The 20,124-nt window shown below is 58.7% G+C and carries 16 protein-coding genes and 1 riboswitch; of the genes, 4 read left to right on the top strand and 12 right to left on the bottom strand.

All coding sequences use genetic code 11. From position 1 onward, the window contains the following. Window positions 1-9: 9 nt before the first annotated feature. Entirely contained in the window at window positions 10-789 is a 780-nt protein-coding gene (locus B0G52_RS17060; RefSeq protein ID WP_304441899.1) for an aldo/keto reductase, read from the bottom strand. Window positions 790-970: 181 nt separating this feature from the next. On the opposite strand from B0G52_RS17060, the gene B0G52_RS17055 reads away from it, so the two are divergent. Then, window positions 971-1,606 carry a DsbA family oxidoreductase gene (locus B0G52_RS17055; protein ID WP_094046433.1) on the top strand — a complete coding sequence of 212 codons (636 nt, stop codon included), beginning with the start codon at window positions 971-973 and terminating at the stop codon, window positions 1,604-1,606. On the opposite strand, the gene B0G52_RS17050 is transcribed toward B0G52_RS17055, so the two are convergent. Continuing rightward, on the bottom strand, window positions 1,603-2,643 hold the full coding sequence (locus B0G52_RS17050; RefSeq protein WP_094046431.1) for a LysR family transcriptional regulator: 1,041 nt from the start codon (window positions 2,641-2,643) through the stop codon (window positions 1,603-1,605). The genes B0G52_RS17055 and B0G52_RS17050 overlap by 4 nt on opposite strands. A 122-nt stretch (window positions 2,644-2,765) precedes the next feature. Between B0G52_RS17050 and B0G52_RS17045 the strand changes: the two genes are divergently transcribed. Continuing rightward, on the top strand, window positions 2,766-3,851 hold the full coding sequence (locus B0G52_RS17045) for a YeiH family protein (protein ID WP_094046429.1): 1,086 nt from the start codon (window positions 2,766-2,768) through the stop codon (window positions 3,849-3,851). 513 nt (window positions 3,852-4,364) lie between these two features. On the opposite strand, the gene B0G52_RS17040 is transcribed toward B0G52_RS17045, so the two are convergent. Continuing rightward, complete coding sequence (locus B0G52_RS17040) at window positions 4,365-5,798, bottom strand: NAD(P)/FAD-dependent oxidoreductase (protein ID WP_094046427.1); 1,434 nt, start codon at window positions 5,796-5,798, stop codon at window positions 4,365-4,367. Window positions 5,799-5,876: 78 nt separating this feature from the next. Beyond that, window positions 5,877-5,976: riboswitch (purine riboswitch) on the bottom strand. Between the two features lie 425 nt (window positions 5,977-6,401). On the opposite strand from B0G52_RS17040, the gene B0G52_RS17035 reads away from it, so the two are divergent. Then, window positions 6,402-9,392 (top strand): NHL domain-containing protein, encoded by a 2,991-nt coding sequence (locus B0G52_RS17035; protein ID WP_106359404.1) that lies wholly within the window; start codon window positions 6,402-6,404, stop codon window positions 9,390-9,392. A 79-nt stretch (window positions 9,393-9,471) separates the two neighbouring features. Here the strand turns inward: B0G52_RS17035 and B0G52_RS17030 are convergent, their stop codons facing one another. The 3 genes from B0G52_RS17030 to B0G52_RS17020 are packed head-to-tail and all read right to left on the bottom strand — an operon-like array spanning window position 9,472 to window position 12,767. Beyond that, window positions 9,472-10,338 carry a transglutaminase family protein gene (locus B0G52_RS17030; RefSeq protein WP_094046423.1) on the bottom strand — a complete coding sequence of 289 codons (867 nt, stop codon included), beginning with the start codon at window positions 10,336-10,338 and terminating at the stop codon, window positions 9,472-9,474. After that, window positions 10,335-11,288, bottom strand: a complete 954-nt coding sequence (locus tag B0G52_RS17025; RefSeq protein ID WP_094046421.1) for an alpha-E domain-containing protein — start codon at window positions 11,286-11,288, stop codon at window positions 10,335-10,337. The genes B0G52_RS17030 and B0G52_RS17025 overlap by 4 nt, the downstream gene beginning before the upstream one ends. 24 nt (window positions 11,289-11,312) lie before the next feature. Further along, the gene (locus B0G52_RS17020) at window positions 11,313-12,767 is read right to left on the bottom strand and encodes a circularly permuted type 2 ATP-grasp protein (protein WP_094046419.1); all 1,455 of its coding nucleotides are present in this window, start codon (window positions 12,765-12,767) and stop codon (window positions 11,313-11,315) included. A gap of 230 nt (window positions 12,768-12,997) precedes the next feature. Between B0G52_RS17020 and B0G52_RS17015 the strand changes: the two genes are divergently transcribed. Then, a complete protein-coding gene (locus B0G52_RS17015; RefSeq protein ID WP_094046417.1) occupies window positions 12,998-13,474 on the top strand; it encodes a DL-endopeptidase inhibitor IseA family protein in 477 nt (158 codons plus the stop codon). A 160-nt stretch (window positions 13,475-13,634) separates the two neighbouring features. On the opposite strand, the gene cyoD is transcribed toward B0G52_RS17015, so the two are convergent. The 6 genes from cyoD to B0G52_RS16985 form a co-directional block, all read right to left on the bottom strand. Then, complete coding sequence (gene cyoD / locus B0G52_RS17010) at window positions 13,635-13,988, bottom strand: cytochrome o ubiquinol oxidase subunit IV (RefSeq protein WP_094046415.1); 354 nt, start codon at window positions 13,986-13,988, stop codon at window positions 13,635-13,637. Window position 13,989: 1 nt separating this feature from the next. After that, window positions 13,990-14,622: a cytochrome o ubiquinol oxidase subunit III gene (gene cyoC, locus B0G52_RS17005; protein WP_094046413.1), complete on the bottom strand. Its 633-nt coding sequence runs from the start codon at window positions 14,620-14,622 to the stop codon at window positions 13,990-13,992. Next, on the bottom strand, window positions 14,622-16,592 hold the full coding sequence (locus tag B0G52_RS17000) for a cbb3-type cytochrome c oxidase subunit I (RefSeq protein ID WP_094046411.1): 1,971 nt from the start codon (window positions 16,590-16,592) through the stop codon (window positions 14,622-14,624). Before B0G52_RS17000 ends, cyoC begins: the two co-directional genes overlap by 1 nt. 38 nt (window positions 16,593-16,630) lie before the next feature. Then, on the bottom strand, window positions 16,631-17,515 hold the full coding sequence (gene cyoA / locus B0G52_RS16995; protein ID WP_094046496.1) for a ubiquinol oxidase subunit II: 885 nt from the start codon (window positions 17,513-17,515) through the stop codon (window positions 16,631-16,633). 637 nt (window positions 17,516-18,152) lie between these two features. Beyond that, entirely contained in the window at window positions 18,153-18,395 is a 243-nt protein-coding gene (locus tag B0G52_RS16990; protein WP_094046409.1) for a hypothetical protein, read from the bottom strand. Between the two features lie 106 nt (window positions 18,396-18,501). Further along, entirely contained in the window at window positions 18,502-19,962 is a 1,461-nt protein-coding gene (locus B0G52_RS16985; protein WP_094046407.1) for an ABC transporter substrate-binding protein, read from the bottom strand. Window positions 19,963-20,124 lie beyond the last annotated feature (162 nt).

Genomic DNA, 20,124 nt, shown 5'->3' with positions numbered 1-20,124 from the left:
CGCGCTCCTCTAGAAGTCGACATGGTCCGGGTCTTTGCCGAAGCGCAGGTTTTCGTTCAGCCCGTCGATAGCCACGACATCCTCCGGCTCCAGCTCAAAGCCGAACACGTCGGCGTTCTCGCGAATTCGCTCCGGTCTGGACGACTTCGGAATCGTCACGACTCCCAGCTGCAGCTGCCAGCGAATGAGGATTTGCGCCGGCGTTCTGCCGTACTTCCCGGCGAGCCGCGTGATGAGCGGCTGATCGAGCCTTCCCTGCATGAGCGGTCTCCACGATTCCAACTGGATGCCTTCCTTGCGGCAAAAGGCGAGCAGCCTTTTCTGCGTCAGCAGCGGGTGCATCTCCACCTGGTTCACCATCGGCTTAATGCGGCAGCTTCCCATCAGATCCTCCAGATGAGAAATGTTGAAATTGCTGACGCCGATCGCCCTTACGAGCCCTTGCTCATACAGATCCTCCAGCGCCCGGTACGTTTCCTTGTATTTGCCGACGACAGGCCAGTGAACGAGATACAAGTCCGCGTAGTCCATGTCCAACCTCTCCAGGCTTCTCTTGAAGGCGGCTATCGTGCTGTCGTAGCCTTGCTCGTCGTTCCACACCTTGGTCGTCACGAACACCTTCTCGCGCGGAACGCCCGAAGCCCGCACCGCCCGGCCTACGCTCCCCTCGTTCCCGTACAGAGAGGCCGTGTCGATGCCGCGGTATCCCGCCTCCAGCGCAGCCCGCACCGCATTTTCCGTCTCCTCGCCGTCCTTCGCCCTCCAGACGCCCAGCCCGAGCCGCGGCATCTGCGTCCCGTTCAGCAGCTCGACCGTCGAATCGATCGTCAGTTTCACTTTTCGTCCTCCTCGTTGCTCGGTTGTCTTTTCCATAGTATCACGTCGCCTTTCAAACCGTACATTGAATCCGGCCGGACCGTCTGCCATACTAGGGGAAACAGACTCATTCCAATCCGAAGAGGTGTCCGCGATGAAAATAGACGTATATTCCGACATGGTATGTCCCTGGTGCAGAATCGGCAAAAAGAACATGAACGACGCGATCGACGCTTGGCAGGAGCAGACCGGCCAGGAGGTCGAAGTCAGCTACCACGCCTACCAGCTCGATCCGTCGCTGCCACCGGAAGGACTGCCTTTCAACAGCGTCATGGAGAAAAAGATGGGCGGAGCGGAGCGGTTGCGTCCGATGCTTCAACGGGTTACCGAGGCCGGCGCCAACGTAGGCGTCACCTTCCATTTCGACAAGGTGGAGCGCATGCCGAACACGGTGCTGGCGCACCGGATCACCGCTCTGCTTCCTCAAGAGGACGAGGCGACCTGGATCGAGGCGGTCATGAAAGCTTACTTCGAGGACGGCCGGGACATCGCCAAGCTGGACGTTCTGCTCGACATCGCCGCCGAGCTCGGACTCGACGCCTCCGAAGCCCGGAAGCTGCTCGATAACGGGGAAGGCCAGGAGGACGTGGAGAAAGATATGGCCGCCGCTCAAGGCATCGGCATTACCGGCGTTCCTTTCTTCATCATCGACAACAAGTACGCCCTGTCCGGCGCCTATCCTTCTGCGCAGTTCCTTGAGGCGTTCAAGAAGATTGCCCAGGGCGGCTAATTTGGTTCGCGGTCGCGGTTTCGATTGCGGCTGCTGTTGAGATTGTCGTTGCGGCCGTCATCGAGATTGTCATTGCGGCTGACATCGGGATTGACGTTGCGGCCGTCATCGAGATTGTCATTGCGGCTGCCGCTCAGGTTGTCCTCCGCCAGCATCTCGTCGGTCACGGCCCGAAGCGTCTCCTGGAACGCGTCGACCGTCCTCGTCCGCAAGTCGCCCCGGCGAGACAGAATATGGAAGCTCCGCCTGAAGGGAAGCCCTTCGGCGCGGAGCGGCTTCAAGGAGCCGAGCCCGAGCTCTTTGCGCAGCGCCCAGCGCGACAGCAGAGAGATGCCGAGCCCGGCTTCTACCGTCTCCTTGATCGATTGCGTGCTGCCGAGCTCCATCAGCCGGACGGGCTGGATACCCAGCGCAGCGAACAGGTTGTCCGCGGCCGCCCGGGTTCCCGAGCCTCTCTCGCGGACGAGCCAGGTTTCCCGCTCCAGCAGCGCCGGCTCGACCCGGGGAAGATTCGCCAGCGGGTGGCTCGCGGCCGCCGCGATGAACATCTCGTCCTCCGCCAACCTCTCCGCATCGAGCCCCGATCCAATCTCTTCTCCCTCTACGATTCCGACGTCCAATGCGCGAGTCCGCACCTTTTCCGCGATGTCCGCCGTATTGCCGATCATGACGCTTGGCCGAATATCCGGGTAACTCTCGTGCAGCTTCGCCAGCGTGCGCGGAAGCACGTATTCTCCGAACGTGTAGCTCGCCCCTATTGACAACGGCCCTCCCGCATGGCCGATCAGCTCGCCGACCATTTCGTTCATCCGACGGTACAACTCTCCGATTTCCCTGGCATGATGAAGGACGATTTCTCCGGCTTTCGTCAACGCGACCGACTTGTTGCTGCGAACGAGCAATTGAGCGTTCAGCCGCTCTTCCAGCGTCCGGATGTGTTGACTCACAGCCGGTTGAGTCATGTGCAGGCGCTCCGCCGCGCGGGAGAAATTCCGCGTCTCGGCAACTTCGACGAACACCGTCAGGGATTGCTCCATGTTTGTTTTGCTCCTATCATAATCAAATGCTTATATTTAATATAATTATAATTAATTTTCCTTATTATAAATTCGCGAGTATGCTGAAAGCAACAGAACCGACAACGGAGGTCTCAGCCCTCATGCTCGCTAACCCGATCCGCCCCATCGCCGCCTGGCCATCGAATCATCCGCGCCTGACCGGCATCTTGCTTACACTGTCGCTTGCGCTGGCCGGATGGACCGTCTCGCTCATTCCCGGCCCGTCCAAGCTCGGCCCGCTCGCTTGCGCGCTGCTGCTGGCGGCCGCTTACCGCCATCGCTTCGGCTATCCGCACGCCCTGGGCGCGGGAGTCCGCTTCTCCTCCGGCACGCTGCTTCGCGCCGCCATCGTCCTGTTCGGCCTCAAGCTCGACATCGTCGAAGTGCTGCGACAGGGCTTGCCGCTCCTGCTGAGAAGCGGCGCGACAGTCGCTTTCGCGCTCGCCGCCGTATTCGTGATCGGCCGCCTGCTCCGCGCCGACCGCAAATTGATTGCCTTGCTGGCGATCGGAACCGCCATCTGCGGCGCGGCTGCCATCGCGGCCGCAGCTCCGCTGCTCCGCTCCAAAGACGAAGACACGGCAATCAGCGCAGGGCTGATTGCCGTGATCGGCACCGTATTCGCGACGACCTATACGCTCATGCTGCCTTGGCTGCCGCTCTCGCCGGAGAGCTACGGCATCTGGTCGGGCCTGACGCTCCACGAAGTCGCGCACGTCGCCATGGCCGCCGCCCCGGGCGGACCGGACGCCTTGGCGGACGGTCTGCTCGCCAAGCTGTGCCGCGTCACCCTGCTCGTACCAGTGTGCCTCGCCATTGCGGGCGCGGCCAAGCTTCGCAGCCTGCGGGGCGGCGATCGGGTCGGTTGTCAGGCCAATGATCAGATCGGCGATACGACCCGCGATCGAAACCGGACGGCCGGGGGCGGCTTCAAGTTTCCCTGGTTCCTCGTCGGCTTCATCGCTGCCAGCCTGTTCGGCAGCTTCGCGCTGCCCGCCCTGCTTCCCGATCCCGCGCCTCTGCTGCACGAACTGTCGTATGCGACTACCCTGCTGCTCGGTATGGCGATGGCCGGCCTGGGCCTGAACGTCAGCCTGCGCGATCTCCGCAGCCGCGCCCTCCGTCCGCTTGCGGCCATGTTCATCGCTTCCGTGCTTCTGTCCGCCTTGACTTACTGGTCTCTGTAGACGGGGGCGCAGCCTTAACTCCGACATACCGCCCACGCCAAGGCCATTCCTTGGCCTCCGCGCTCGCCACGCTCACCCAGCCGCCGACCGCCAAGGCACTTTTCTGGCCTTCACACTCGCCACGCTCACCCGGCCGCCGACCGCCAAGGCACTTTTCTGGCCTTGGCCCCGACGCACCGATCACGCCAAGGCCATTTCTTGGCCTCCGCGCTCGCCACTCTCACCCGGCCGCCAACCGCCAAGGCACTTTTCTGGCCTTGGCCCCGACACACCGCCCACGCCAAGGCACTTTTCTGGCCTTCACACTCGCCACGCTCACCCGGCCGCCGACCGCCAAGGCACTTTTCTGGCCTTGGCCCCGACGCCTCAGCCCCGACGCCTCAGCCCCGACACCTCAGTCCCGACGCATCACCGACGCCTCAGCCCCGAGCATCGCCTACGCCTCAGTCCCGACGAACCGCAAGCCTCGCCCTCCAGTCCCGCTCAAGCGAACCCGCCGCGCCCGCCCAGCGCCTACTTCGCCAACCGCTCCGAGATCGCCCGCGCGATCCAGACGCCCGCCGCCCCGGCTTGCGCCAGGCCTCGCGTCACGCCTGCGCCGTCGCCGCCGCAGTAGAGGCCGGCGATCTCCGTCTCGAGCGTCTCGCTCAGCTTCGGGCGCGCCGAGTAAAACTTCGCCTCGACGCCATAGAACAACGTGTGCTCGGAGGCGATGCCCGGCGTCACTTTATCCAGCGCCTCCACCATCTCAACCAAAGATTTCATCGTGTTGTAAGGAAGCACGAGGCCCAAGTCGCCCGGCACCGCTTCGTGCAAAGTCGGCTCGATGAAGCCTTCCTTAATCCGGCTCGCCGTCGACCTCCGTCCGCGCATAATGTCGCCGAACTTCTGCACGATGACTCCGCCGCTCGAAAGATCGTTGGCGCGTTTGCAAATTTCCCGCGCATACTCGTTCGGCTTATCGAACGGCTCGGTGAACTTATGCGAGACGAGCAGCGCGAAGTTCGTATTCGCCGATCCGAGCGCCGGATCTTTGAACGCGTGGCCGTTGGCCGCCATGACGCCGCTGTGGTTTTCCACGACAACGTGGCCCGAAGGATTGCTGCAGAACGTCCGCACCCGAGTGCCCACGGACGTATTAAACACAAATTTCCCCTCGTACAGATGCTCGTTGATTTCTCGCATGACCACGTCCGACGTCTCCACCCGCACGCCGACGTCCACCTGGTTGTTCACCATCGCCAGCCGCCGCTTCTTCAGTACGTCGGCCAACCAGCCGGAGCCGTCCCTTCCCGGAGCGATGACGACCATTCCCGCCCCGATCTCTTCCCCGTTCTTCAGCACGATGCCCCGGGCGCGGTGTTTGCCGTCCTCCCTCACCGTCAGAAGATCGGCGACCTCCGTCTTGAACCGCATCTCGATCCGACTGTCCAAATAGTCGTAGATCGACTTCAGAATCTCCAGATTCTGCTCCGTTCCCAAATGACGAACTTGCGCCCGCAGCAGCTTGAGTCCGGCGGCATACCCTCTGCGCTCGATATCGCGGACGGTTTCCGTGGTCGGGTCGGTCACGTTCGTCGTCGCGCCATGCTCCAGATTGATCTCATCCACGTAGCGAATCAGATCCAACACCCGCGAATGGGGCAAATAGTCGGTCAGCCAACCTCCGAACTCCGTCGTAATGTTGAACTTGCCGTCGCTGTATGCGCCCGCTCCCCCGAACCCGGCCGTAATCGAACAGGCGGGCAAGCAGCCCGCGTATTCCTTTTTCCCCGCGGGCGGAGGACATAGCTCGATTTTATTTTCAAGTATCGGACAGTGGCGACGCTTGATTTCATGCCCTTTGTCCACCAGAAGCACCTTCAGGTGCGGAGCGTTTCTCGTCAACTCGTAACATGCGAAAATTCCCGCCGGACCGGCGCCCACCACAATGACGTCATAACTCATTCGCAAACTTCTCCTCCCGGTTTTTCCCTTCCAGCCGTCCGAACACAGCATAAAAAAAATCCCGACCGCCGAAGGGTGTGGGTATCCCACATCCTTCGTAGTCAGGAATTTAAGGCTCCTGGTAGAGACCCCCGGCCCATATCGCCGAGGATATACGAATGGATGAACATCACATGCTTTGTTCTTTTTCCATTACGTAGCTTAACCGATCAATCCGTACACGTCAAGTCGTTTTCCGCCCAATTATTCGTAAATGGATCATACATCCGAAACATTCGGACAAACACCCATCCAAAATTCATTTTTTTCCGAACATTAATTCGCCATTCCGCCTCTCTCTGCAGAAACATTGATTGTCCTGATCGCGAGCGCAGAACGTACCGCGGTTGATTCCGGCCCGAGTCGTAATGTCTTTGCAGAGCGGCCCGTGTGCCCGCGCATCCGAATCCCCCGACTTTCTTCAAAATTTAACCCGACACTTCGACATGATGTGTTCGTTAACCGACACATTTTCCATTTTTGCTCATTGAAGCCTTGTTTGCCCAGCATAATAATAAACATTGTATGTTTGTTAATCATAAATCGACTGTTGGGAGGAAAATGATGAGCAGAGCCAATGTGCAATTACGGAAGGGACGAGCAGCCAAGCTGCTCCTTATCGCGTTGGCAATCCTGTTGATGAACGGCACGGCTCTCCTGCTGCCGGCCGACTGGGGGAGCCGCGCTTATGCGGCGGAGAACTATACGATCGACACGATCGCCGGAACAGGCGCACCGGGCTTCTCCGGAGACGGAGGGCCGGCAGCTTCGGCCCAATTCAACCTCGTTTACCATGTTGCCGTGGACGCAGCCGGAAATCTGTATTTTGCGGATTCGGATAATCATGTGATTCGGAAGGTGGATACGTCCGGCATCATCACCACGGCAGCCGGAACGCCCGGGGTCGAGGCGAACTGGAGCATCCCTTCGGGGGACGGCGGACCGGCGACTTCGGCTACATTGCGATACCCTGGGGGCGTGACCTTCGATAGCGCAGGGAATATGTACATAGCGGAAATCGGCTACGAGCGCGTACGCAAGGTGGATACGAACGGCATCATCAGCACGGTGGCCGGCTCGGGCGGTCTGGGCTATGCCGGCGACGGCGGTCCGGCGACTTCTGCCCTGCTGAACCGTCCGGTGGATGTTGCCGTGGACAGCGCCGGCAATTTATATTTCGCGGAAATTTTTAATCATACCATTCGGAAAGTGGATCAAACGACAGGCATCATTACCACGGTAGTCGGAACGGGAGTTGCCGGTTTCTCGGGCGACGGCGGACCGGCGGCTTCGGCGCAGTTGAATACTCCGTATTCCATTGACTTTGACGACAGCGGGAATCTGTACATCGCGGACCGTAATAACAATCGGGTGCGGAAAGTAGATACGTCCGGGAACATCAGTACGATGGCCGGGTCGGGAGTCGCCGGCTATTCCGGCGACGGAGGTCCGGCGACGGCGGCCCGTATGAATAGCCCGATCGGACTCACCGTAGACGACGACGGAACGCTGTACGTGGCGGAGCACGGCAATAACATCGTTCGGAAAATTAGTCCGACCGGCATCATTACGACGATTGCCGGGACCGGCGCATTCGGCGATTCCGGTGACGGCGGCCCGGCGAAATCGGCGCAATTGTTCCTCCCTCTCGGGATCGATCTCGATCCTAACGGGAACCTGTTTGTGGCGGACCGCGGCAACCACAAGATCAAAAAGCTTGAAGCGATTACCCACACGGTCGCGTTCGATAAGAATGGCGGGGATACGGAGGCGACGCCCTCGACCTTAAGCGTGACGGACGACGAGACGGTGGCAGCCCTCCCCGCGCCGCCGACCCGTCCCGGCTATGCGTTCGCCGGATGGAATACGCAGCCGAATGGCGGCGGAACCGGCTTCGACGAGACGACCGTCGTGAACGGAGATGTGACCGTATACGCCCAGTGGAGCCTGAATCCTCCCCATGCTCCCGTCAATCTCAGGGCTTCTCCCGGAAACGGCCAAGCGTCCTTGGCCTGGGACAGCGTCACGTCAGCCGTCTATTACAGCCTTTATATCGGCACTGCATCCGGTGCGTACGATCCCTTGCCGTTGACCACGGTGACGGGAGCGACCTACACGGCGACGGGTCTTGCCAACGGTACGACTTATTATTTCGCGGTGAAGGCGCACAACGCCGTAGGAGTCAGCGGATTTTCGAACGAGGCGAGCGCGACGCCGCGCGTTCCGGATTCATCGTCGACGCCTGGCTCCGATTCCGGACGGTCTGCGATTCAAGTCGTTGACGGCAACGGCGGGTCTCTCGTATCGAATGCCAATATCGTCCGTTCGTCCGCCAGCGACGGACGCCGACAAGCGGCGGTCGAACTGACGAAAGAGCAGGCGGCCCGAGCGACGGACAAGCTCAAGGCGATCGGTTCCGATTTCGCGAGGATGCTCGTACCGGACGAAGATAACGGAGACGTCGAGTTGGTCGTGAAGTTCCCGAAGGCCTCGGCCGAGCTGCTGTCCGAAAACAAGATCCGGATGGAGATTTCCGCGACGCAGGCGCGTGTCGTCATTCCGGATACAACGTTCAAAGGGGTCACGAACGAGCTTCGTTTCCGCATCGAACCGACCCGGGATGAGAACCTCGCATCGACCGAAAGGCTGGCAACGACGGATCCGCTCGTACGCGAAGCCGCGAGAGGCGGCACGGTGGAAACCGTTGGCCGCCCGATGACGATCGGATCGAACGCGACCGGCGGCGGATACGAGGCGATTCTGCCGCTGAGCGGCGCGCCGCTCAGCGACGAGCAGTTGAAGAGAGTCGCGGTCTTCGCGTTGTATGACGACGGCACGAAGGAACTGGCGAGAGGAAGCATCGTCCCCTATGACGGCGAAGATCGGCCGGGGATCCGCTTTCCCGTCTCCGCCGGCAAGACGGGCACGTTTACCGTCGTCCGCTGGATGAACCCGGAGCATCAAGCGTTTCTGTCCGGTTATACCGACGGGACGTTCGCTCCGGACCGGAACGTAACCCGCGCGGAGCTCGCTGCGATGCTGGTCAGAGTGTTCGACCGGGGTGAGGATAAGACGCCTGGAGATTTCCCGGATGTCGGGGATGGGCATTGGGCGAAGGCCTACATCGACCGCGCCTCCGGCATGAGCCTCATGATCGGATATCCCGACGGGGGCTTCAAGCCGGACGCACCGATCACGCGGGCGGAGATGGCAAGCGCGATCGCTCCGCTGCTGCCCGATGCAACGGGCGCAAGCGCAGGATTTACCGATACCGAAGGAAGCTGGGCGCAAGCCGTCATCGAGCAAGCGAATGCGGCAGGTATCGTATACGGGTATGAAGACGGCACGTTCCGCCCGAATTCGAAGCTGACCCGCGCCGAGGCGGTCACGATGGTAGGCCGGCTGCTGGGACGCGGGCCGCTGATCGGAGCGCCGCAGCAATGGCCGGACGTCACGCAAGCCCACTGGGCATACGGCTATATTCAGGAAGCATCCATGGACCATTCCTACGAAAAGCAGCAGGACGGCACGGAGAAATTCATTCCGGAGCCGTAAGCCGGTTCACGCAAGCCCGTTCCATCCGACGGCGGGGCTAACCGCCCCGCCACACCGTCAACCACTCGCACATCTCCGCTCACCCCGTCTCAGCCAACTGAACGTCCACCGTGACGTGCAGCGACTGGCCGGACGTGCCCCGATAGATCCCTTTGACCGGAACGATGTCGGGGTAATCGCGCCCATGCCCGAGCTTGACGTAGCGCCAATCGACCAGATTGTCATTCGTCGGATCGATGCCCTGCCAACCGACTCCGGGCACATACGCCTCGACCCAAGCGTGCGAAGCCTGTTCGAAATCAGCGTCCCGCCCCTGCAAATCCCCCACGAAGTGATACCCGCTCACATAGCGCGCCGGCACCCCTTTCAGACGGCACACCGCAATCAGCAAATGCGCGAAGTCCTGACATACGCCGGAGCCGATCTGAATCAGCTCCTCCGCCTTCGTATGCACCCCGGTCGACATCGGCTTGTACTGAAAATCTCCATAGATCGCGTTCGCCGCGCGCCGCACGAAACCGAAGACCCCCTCCTCTTCCCCTCCGATCCTGGCGGCATACGCCTCCACCGAAGAATGGAACGATGCGTACTCCGTAGGAAGCAAATATTCCGCGTTCGCGTCGACGAACTCCAGACTTCTCACCCGATGCCACGATTCCTCCGGCCCCCAGGCAGCCTTCCACAGCACGTCCCGGTCCCGCGTCACCACCGTCGAATGGGCCGTGATGACCAGCTCCGAATGCGGCGCGTTGGCCGTAAACGAATGAACCCGATTCCCGAAAAAATCCTCATAAGACTGCAGCTGAACGTTAGGCTCGATCACAAGCCGATGCTGGTAGCACGCCTGCCGCTCGTCGGTCCGGGGAGTCAGGCGAATTTCATTGACACTGTCCGTCACCGGCGAATCGTAGCGGTATTTCGTGACGTGGCAAATTTCGAGTCTCATGCCGTAACCTCCCGTCCAGGGGAAAAAAAGGTGCCCGCAACCGCCTCGCCCAACTGGCGATTCGTCGCCAGCAGCTGCTGCAGCACGGAATTAAGCGTATCGAAGGTAATGTCGTCCCGGTCGAGCCAGCCGAGCTCCGACCGCGCCTTGCCCGCAAGCCGGATAGTTCGTTCAAGAGCCGAGCCCGATTTGTCGGATTCCCGCCTCATGTCCTTCAGATGACGCTCGAACGCGGCCAGCGAGAAATGTGCCGAACGCGGAAAAGCCTCCTGAAGCACGAGGAATCTCGACACTCCCTCCAGCGTAAGATCGTCTTGACCGAGACGGCGGAACGCCTCGTAGCCTCCCACCGACTTGAGCAGCGCGACCGTATAGCCGTAAGCTCCCTTCCGCTGCTCCGGCGCGATTCTGCCGACGGATTGAAGAAGCCGCACGACGTTCTCCGACCGCTCCAGATAACGCCCGCTTTCAAGCATATGCCACGACTCGTCTCTCAGCGCGATGGACACGGCCGTCCCCTGGAACGCGGCCAGCCGCTCCTTCAATCCCTGAAAGAAGCCATGAGGCGACATCTGCACAATCTCCTCCACGCGCATGTTCTTCAACCACAAGTAGAAGCCGTTCAACAGGTTCCACAGCTCGGCAGGCAGCTGCTCCCGAATCTTCTTCAGATTGTTGCGCGCCTGAGTCACGCAGGACAGAATCGAATTCGGCTGCGTCCAATCGAGCGTCAGGAAGAACAGCACGTCATTCTCCCGGTACGCGTCGTACCGCTCTTCGTACAGCGCGCAATCCCCGATCGCTTCGGCGATTCTTTTCCACGTCGCCTCGGCGTCCTCGCCGTCCTCTTCGCGCAAGTGATAGTAGACGTCGAGCAGCCTGGCGTGATTTTCCGCCCGTTCGGTGTAGCGCCCGATCCAGAACAGGCATTCCGCGATCCGATCCAACATAGAGACCCTCTCCTTATGGACGAATTATCGAGACAGCACCCAAGTATCCTTGACGCCTCCGCCCTGGGACGAATTGACGACGAGCGAGCCTTCTTTCATCGCCACCCTCGTCAGCCCTCCCGGCAGCACGCGGACGCTCGCTCCGTCCGCGACGGCGAACACCCGCAGATCGATATGCCGATGGGCGATGCGCCCGTCCAGATTGATCGGCGAGGTGGACAGCTTGATCGTCGGCTGGGCGATGTAATTGTCGGGATTTTCCCGGATTTTCGCCGCGAACAGCTCCCGCTCCCGCTCCGTGGAGGCGGGACCGACCAGCATGCCGTATCCGCCCGACAGCGAAGTTTCCTTGACGACCATTTCCTCCAGACGGCCCAGCACATGCTCCCTTTCGTCCGGACGGCTCATCAGATACGTCGGCACATTGCTCAGAATGGGACGCTCGTTCAAATAGTAGCGGATCATCTCCGGCACGAACGTATAGATGGCCTTGTCGTCTGCGACACCCGTCCCGGGAGCGTTGGCGATCGTAATGTTGCCGTAGCGGTAAGCGTTCATCAGCCCTGCCACGCCCAGCACGGAATCCGGACGAAACGCCAGCGGATCGAGATAGTCGTCGTCGATGCGCCGATACAGCACATCCACCTGCTTCAGCCCCGACAAGCCGCGAATATAGATTTTATGATCCTTGCAGACAAGATCCCGGCCTTCGACCAATTCGATTCCCATCTGCTGAGCCAGGAAGACGTGTTCGAAATACGCGGAATTGTAGCTCCCCGGGGTCAGCAGGGCGACGACGGGCTCGGCTTTGTCGACAGGAGAGAGATTGCGCAAGGACGATCTGAACTCCTGCAGGAAACGGTCAATGCCGCGTACGGGATGGGAGAACATCAACTCGGGAAAATCATGCGTCAGGATCGAGCGGCTCTTGAACACGTAGGAGAAGCCGGACGGGGAACGAAGATTGTCCTCCAGAACGTAGTAAGCGCCCTTCTCGTCGCGAATCAGATCGATGCCCGAGGCCGTCACGTATGTTCCTCCGGGCGCCGCGAGACGCATCATCTCCGTGCGGAAGTAGCGATTGCCCATCACCATCCGGCGCGGCACGAGCCCGTCTTTCAGAATACACTGCTCATGATAGATGTCCGCAAGGAAAGCGTTCAGCGCCCTCACCCGCTGCTTTGTCCCCTGTTCGATCGTCTCCCATTCCTCCATCGGAATAATGCGGGGGATCAGATCGAAAGGAATCGTCCGCTCCAGCGCCTCCGGCTGTCCCGCACCCGACAGCGTAAACGTAATGCCTTCCTCGAGCAGCCTTCCGTTCATCTTCGCCTGCCTGGCGACGCGTTCCTGGGGCGTCATTCGCGAGATCGACTCATGAACTTTGCCGTAATGCGGACGAACCTGCGATCCGTCGTACATCTCGTTGTAGTACAGGGAAGAAAGCGAAGGTACCGGCGTTTTGTTCGTTATTCCCATGCTCAGCGGCTCCTTCTCCCCATCGGGTTTTTACAGTAATCATATTCCTCCGGCATATTTATGTCAATAATAGTTACATATAAGACTGAATGTTTATTTATAGTTAACATATATATAACTCATAAAGTTATTTATGTGTAATTAGAGCAATTAATCGTCATTTACCCTCCGGACAACCACCCTCGCGCTCGCTCTGCCAGCCTCATACGCTGTCATGGAGGGATGCCGATATGCCGAATGCCGCTGTCGCCTATACCGTCAGCCAGCTTACCGCATTTATCAACGAGGCCGAGGAGCAATGGTTCGCCGTTCGGAGCTCCGCTTCCGACGGACAATCGTTCAAGTTCAACGGAGACGAATACAGACGTCTGCCCGACCGATTCAGCTCCCGTCAGAAAATCGAGGACTACTTCGGCCGCTGCTGGAGCAAGCAGCTCAGCCGTTTCATGCTGTGCAACCTCGATCCGATCAACTACCAAGGAAGAAGATACGTTCTCTCCGACACTCCCGGACCGGCCCCGCGCAAGGTGGAAAGCCTGAAGATTCTCGGTCAGAACGCGTCCCGCATCCGCGTCAGCGCGGTTCTCTCCGGCGGCGCCGGAAACAAAACGATCCGCTACACGCTGATCAAGACGGGCGGACGGCTGACCATCATCGCCCGCACGGACCGTCCCAACGATTACCGCTACGCCCGCTGCACCTCGTAACCTCCGCAACACAAGCAAAAACGCCTTCAGCGTCCTCTGGACGATGAAGGCGTTTTGTCGGAGACGATTCAGATAAGGATAGCGGATTTTATCCTTTCTGATTCGTAGAAAAAGGGACTCGCCGCGCACCCTCGCGCAGGCAAGTCCCTTTTCCTTATTGCTAAGCCACTTTATTGTAAGTCATGATCCAGATCGAACCCGCCACGATCGTGAGCACGATGATCAGACCGAGGATGAGCACCATGAAGTTCCAGCGCGGCTTGCCCTCTTCCTTCAGATGCATGAAGTACACCAACTGGACGACGAATTGCAGAATCGCCGCTCCCAGCAGCACGACCTTGGCCGCCGTACCTTCCAGCACATCGTTCAGTACGATGATCAGCGGAATAGCCGTCAGAATCAACGACAGGACGAAGCCGATGACGTAAGACTTCAGCGAGCCGTGGGACTCGTGCGCACCATGCTCGTCATGGGCGCCGTGAGCGTGAGAGCCTTGATTCGTATGCTGCGCCATCTTACATCACCTCCAGCAAGTAGACGATCGTGAAGACGAAAATCCAGACGACGTCGAGAAAGTGCCAATACAGGCTGATGACGTTAACTTTACGGCGAGTGACGGAGTTGATGCCGTGACGTCCGAGCTGGATCATAATCGCGATCATCCACACAAGACCGAGCGAGACGTGAAGTCCATGGGTGCCGACCAGCGTGTAGAAGGCGGACCAGTGCGCGCTCGTCGAGATCGTCGCTCCTTCGTGGACCAGAGTGACGAACTCCGTCACTTCCAGCGTAATGAACGCCGCGCCGAGCACGACCGTGACCGCGAGCCAGGAGATCAGCCCTTTGCGATCCCCCCGGTTCATCGCCAGCACCGCAAGCCCGCTCGTGAAGCTGCTCGTAAGCAGAATGAACGTCTCGGCGATAACCCCCGGCATCTCGAACAGCTCCGCGCCGGTCGGCCCTCCCGCCGTATTGCCGCTAAGCACGACATAGGTTGCGAACAGCGTACCGAACAGAATACAGTCCGTGATCAGGAAGATCCAGAATCCCATCAAGCGCATGCCTTCCAGGTCGTGATGCCCCTCGTGGGCATGCCCGCCGCCGTGTTGCGACGGAGCAGAGACGATATGGTTGCCCGATTTGGCCATTATACAGCCCTCCCCGCCGCAGCTTCCGTGCGTTTGATTTCCTCAACCGGGATATAATAATCCGTATTGTAGTTAAAAGAATGAACGAGCATGCATACCGCCACGCCGGCAAGCCCCGGAATGATCATCCACAGCCAATCCCAGACGAATCCGAAACCGGCCACGAAGAAGAAGAACGACATAATGATCGGGATTCCCGAGTTTTTCGGCATGTGGATCGGCTCAAGCGGCGGCTTCGGCCGCGGAGCCCCTCCGGCGGCGATGCGCTGCTTCTCTTCCCAGAAGTCGTCTTTCTCCTGCACCGTCGGCAGCGTGGCGAAGTTGTACGCCGGAGCCGGCGACGGGATCGTCCATTCGAGCGTCCGCCCGTCCCATGGATCGCCCGTCGTATCTTTCTCCATAAACTTGATGCTGTGCAGGATCTGCCACACTTGGAACAGGAACCCGATGCCCATCAGGAATCCGCCGATTGTCGACGTCAGGTTCAACTCGTACCAGCCTCTGTCCCAGCCGTAGCTGCTGACGCGGCGCGTCATGCCCATCAGGCCGAGCACGTACTGCGGCATGAAGCAGACGTAGAAGCCGATATTCCAGAACCAGAACGCCCATTTGCCAATTTTCTCGTTCAGCTTGAAGCCGAACACTTTAGGCCACCAGTAGTACAAGCCCGCGAAGTATCCGAACGCGACGCCTCCGATCAGCACCTGGTGGAAGTGGGCGATCAGGAAGTAGCTGTTGTGGAACTGGAAGTCCGCCGGAGCGACGGAGAGCAGCACCCCGGTCATTCCGCCGACGACGAAGCACGGAATAAAGCCGAGCATCCACAGCATCGGCGTCGGGAACGACAGCCGCCCGCGGTACATCGTGAACAGCCAGTTGAACACCTTGACCCCGGTCGGAATCGCGATAATCATCGTCGTGACCGCGAAGAACGCGTTGACGTTCGCGCCCGAGCCCATCGTGAAGAAGTGGTGCGCCCAGGTGAAGAACGAAGCGACGCTGATGCTCATGAGAGCGAACACCATCGATTTGTAGCCGAACAGCCTTTTCTTGGAAAAGGTTGCGACCACCTCGGAGAAAATCCCGAAGGCCGGCAGAACGACGATGTACACTTCGGGGTGACCCCACATCCAGATCAGGTTGATGTACATCATCGGGTTGCCGCCGCCGTCCAGCGTGAAGAAGTGCGCGCCGAGGTAGCGGTCGATGAACAGCAGGAACAGCGTAACCGTCAAGATCGGGAACGCGAGAATGATCGTCAAGCAGCTGGACAGCACCGACCATGAGAACATTGGCATTTTCATCAGCTTCATGCCCGGCGCCCGCATTTTCAGAATCGTGACGATGAAGTTGATCCCGGTCATCAAGCTGCCGATCCCGGAAATCTGTATCCCCCATATATAGAAGTCCTGGCCGACGCCCGGACTGAATTGCGTTCCCGATAGAGGCGGGTAAGCTAGCCACCCCGTATCCGGCGAGCCTCCGATGACGAACGACAGGTTGAACAGCATCGCGCCGAAGAAGAACAGCCAGAAGCTCAGCGAGTTCAGGAACGGATACGCCACGTCTCTCGCCCCGATCTGCAGCGGGACGACGAGGTTGAACAACCCGAACATGAGCGGCATCGCCATGAACAGAATCATGATGACCCCATGGGTCGTGAAGATCGCGTTATAGTGCTCCGCGTTCAAGAACTCCAGCTCCGGCATCGCGAGCTGCGTGCGCATCAGCAGCGCGTCGACGCCCCCGCGGAACAGCATGAGCAGCGCCGCGATGACGTACATGATTCCGATTCTCTTATGATCGACGGTCGTCAGCCATTCCTTCCACAGCCACGTCCATTTTTTGAAATACGTGAGAGCCGTCACGATCGCGATCATCGTGAGCACGATGGCGACGTCCGCGCCGTAGATCAGCGGATCGCCCGTGACGAAAAACTCGGAGGCGAACTCCTTTATATTATCCCACATGTCGGCACCTTCTTTCCCTTGATTCATAGCTTGTCGGTTCAGTCATTCTTGGCCGAGTCCGATCCATGATTGTGCGAACTGCTGTACTTGGTTACGATCTTCTCGAACAAGCCTTCCGGAATCGAAGAGAAGGTTTGCACATCCGACACGCCCGGCTTCGCCAACTGAACGTACCCGTCCGTCGTCAGCTCAGGGGACGATTGCTTCACTTGCTCGATCCAAGCCTCGAACTCCTCCTGCGAAGTCGCCTTCGCCGTGAAATTCATCTTGCCGAAGTCCCTGCCGCTGAAGTTGGCGCCCATTCCCATGTACGAGCCCGGTTCGTCCGCAATCAGATGGAGCTTCATCGCCATTCCGGACATTGTATAGATCTGACCGCCAAGCTGCGGAATCCAGAAAGAGTTCATCGGCGCGTCCGAGGTCAGCTCGAAGCGGACCGGCACGTTCTCGGGAAATTCGAGGTAATTCACCGACGCGATGCCCTGCTCCGGATACATGAACAACCATTTCCAATCGAGCGAGGTTACTTGGATCACGACCGGCTTCGCTTCGTGCTCGAGCGGCCTGGACGGTTCCAGCATATGCGTATATTTAACGGTAATCGTTCCGAGGATGGCGATGATGATGATCGGTATCCCCCACCAGATCACTTCCAGCTTCGTGCTGTGTTCCCAGGTCGGGTCGTATTTCGCCTTCCCGTTCGGCTTGTGACGATACTTCCAAGCCAAGTAGAACGTCAAGATCAGCACCGGCACGATAACGATCAGACAGAGCACCGTAGACAAAATAATCAAGTCCAATTGATGCTGGCCGATCTCGCCTTTCGGATTCAGCACGACCACCTTATCGGCGCACCCGCCGAGCAAGACTGCCGTCGCGGCGAGCGACAGCGCGACCGTCAGCCTCCGCAGCCCTTTCAACATTTCCATCTCCCCCATCCTCTTGCTGCTACCGCTTCATTTCGTTGCAACGGACGATTTCTTCGTCGCTGACCTCAACATATCAGAAAGCTCAGCGACTTTCCTCACAGTTAACAAAGGCGACAACGAAACGTTGAAAATTCGCAATAGATTGTTCACCTCTTTGACACAATGTGAATTTTGGCACATGGATGCCTGTACCATGGCGAAAAATGGAGAGACGAAGCGGAGGAAGAACGAAGCGGACAGCAAAGGGCGGGGAGACGATAATCGATTTTTTTGAACATCGCCCTCCCATTTAGGCGCCAATCGCGAGACGATAATCGATTTCTTAGAACATCGCGCTCCATTTGAGCACCAATCCCGAGACGATAATCGATTTTTTAGAACATCAACCTCCATTTAGGCGCCAATCGCGAGACGATAACCGATTTTTTAGAACATCGCCTTCCATTCGAGCGCCAATCGCGAGACGATAATCGATTTCTTAGAACATCGCCCTCCATTTGAGCGCCAATCGCGAGACGATAACCGATTCTTTAGAACATCGCCCACCCAGTCGAACTGGGGGTTTTCTTGTACCAAAAAAAGCCCGTTAGGAACGAATAGTTCCTAACGGGCTTCCTGATCTGCCAACTACTTACACAGGCTCTTCCGTCGCGGGGGCCGAAGATGCCGGAGCTTCCTGGTTCTTCTGCATCAGCGGAGCGATTACGCCGAACAGCATGATCTGCGCGCCGCCGATCAGGAATCCGAGGCCGATCATCAGGCCGAGGTTCTGATCGTTGAACTGCGCGATATTCAGCACGCAGCAGACGACGCCCACCGCGATAACGACCATTGCCACCCATTTCAACATACGGGACATCTCTCTATTCTTCATGAGGGTCCAACCTCCTTGTGAAAGCGCTATATGTGAATATTCTATCACAAAGATGTGACGAATTAAAGGCGAAATTCACAAGTTGGACAAAAATGGGCGGCGAAGCTTATTCCGCCGTAACCTCCGAAGCCGCTCCCTCGGTGACGATCGTGATCGACTCTCCCGAAGCGGAAGCCCCGGCCGGACTCGGCTCGGCCGTCGCGGCCTTCTCGCTCTCCTCCGTCAGCAGCTTCTGGCCTTTGGCCTGAAGATTGTCCAGCGCTTCCGCGATCGTCGCTCTGCCGTCCTTCACGGCTTGGAGTTCCTCCTGCGTCAGCGCGTCGAACTTCATGTAGAATTCGCGCGGCAGCTTGTCGAAATCCTTATACATGTCGTTGGTGCGCGGCTTTAAGCTGTAGAACGCCGCCATGTTGAGCCCCTGCTCGCTCTCGATGTATTTCATCCGAGACGGGAAGCTTCCGTTGCGAAGCTTGGACGTCACGCGCGCGAACTCGTCGCCGTTGATGTAGCTCAGAAACTTCCAAGCGCCTTCCGCATTGGCCGAATTGGCGGCGATCGCGAAGATTTGCCCCACCGACATCGCCGTGCTCTCGTCCGGAGTTTGCGGATCTACGGGCACCGTCACGATGTCCCAGTTCTTCACGCCTTTGTCCTTCAGCCTTGTTTTCGCTTCCTTGATCTGCTCGATCACATAATTGCTTTCGATCGCCATCGCAACTTTCTCTCCGATGAACGCATCTCTTAACAGATAATCTTCATAAGAGCCGGAAAATCCGCCGCCGTTCGGATCTTCGACGTATAGGGAGCCCGATTCGATTGCCTTATTCGCCGTTTCGAACGTCTTCTTCCAGGAATCCGAATTGATCGTCAGCTGCATCGTCGTCGGGTTGACATAGTTCAGCCCCTTCATAGAACCGATCATCATCGCCATTTGGTGGAGCTCCATCTGATAGCCCACCTTCAACCCGTAGACGCGGTCGTCCCCGCTGCCGTCCGTCGGAAATCTGGCCGCCAGCTGCAGCACTTCTTCCCAGCTCATGCGATCCGTAGGAGGCGTGACCCCGTACTTCTCGAACATGTCCTTATTATAGAACAGCGCTTGGCTGTGAAAATCCGGAGCGAGTCCGTAAAGAATGCCGTCGCTCTGCTGCTTGATGTAATCGAGAATGCCCGGCGCGATTCCCTCCAGATCGAATTTGTCCTTCTGGATGAACGTTTCCAGGTTGTACAGCTTGCCTTCGCTCGCCATGCGCGCGTAATCGGTTCCCCCGATCATCAGCACGTCCGGCTTCTGTTCGGCGATGAAGTCTTCCATCGCCTTCTGCATATCCTTGCCTTCCTCATAAACGACCGTCGACGTCGGGATCACCTCGATCTCGATATCCGGATACAGCGCGGAAAACAGCATGCCATACTGCTGATAGAAGCTGCTCTCGTTGTAATGCATCACCTTGATCGCCGTTTTCTCTTGGTTCGTCGTTTCGTTCCCGCCCCCGGTGCAACCCGCCGCAACTCCGACGACCAGCGCTCCGCACAGCGCCGCCGCCACCTTTTTCCCGTATTGCATTTCCACACTTCCTTCTATGAATGGTATATCCGAATTCAACGTCGGAACTTGCCCGGACTGGCCCCCTCCCGTTTCTGATTTACATATTGTACCATACACCGGTCAATTGAATGGCGGATTATGGGTGAAATGGGAGTATGGACCTACGGATGTTCTTCCCTG

It is taken from the genome of Cohnella sp. SGD-V74 (genome assembly GCF_003001675.1).
Lineage (GTDB): Bacteria > Bacillota > Bacilli > Paenibacillales > Paenibacillaceae > Cohnella.
Note: the sequence above shows the minus strand (reverse complement) of the source record. Positions and strands in the feature narration are given on the sequence as shown.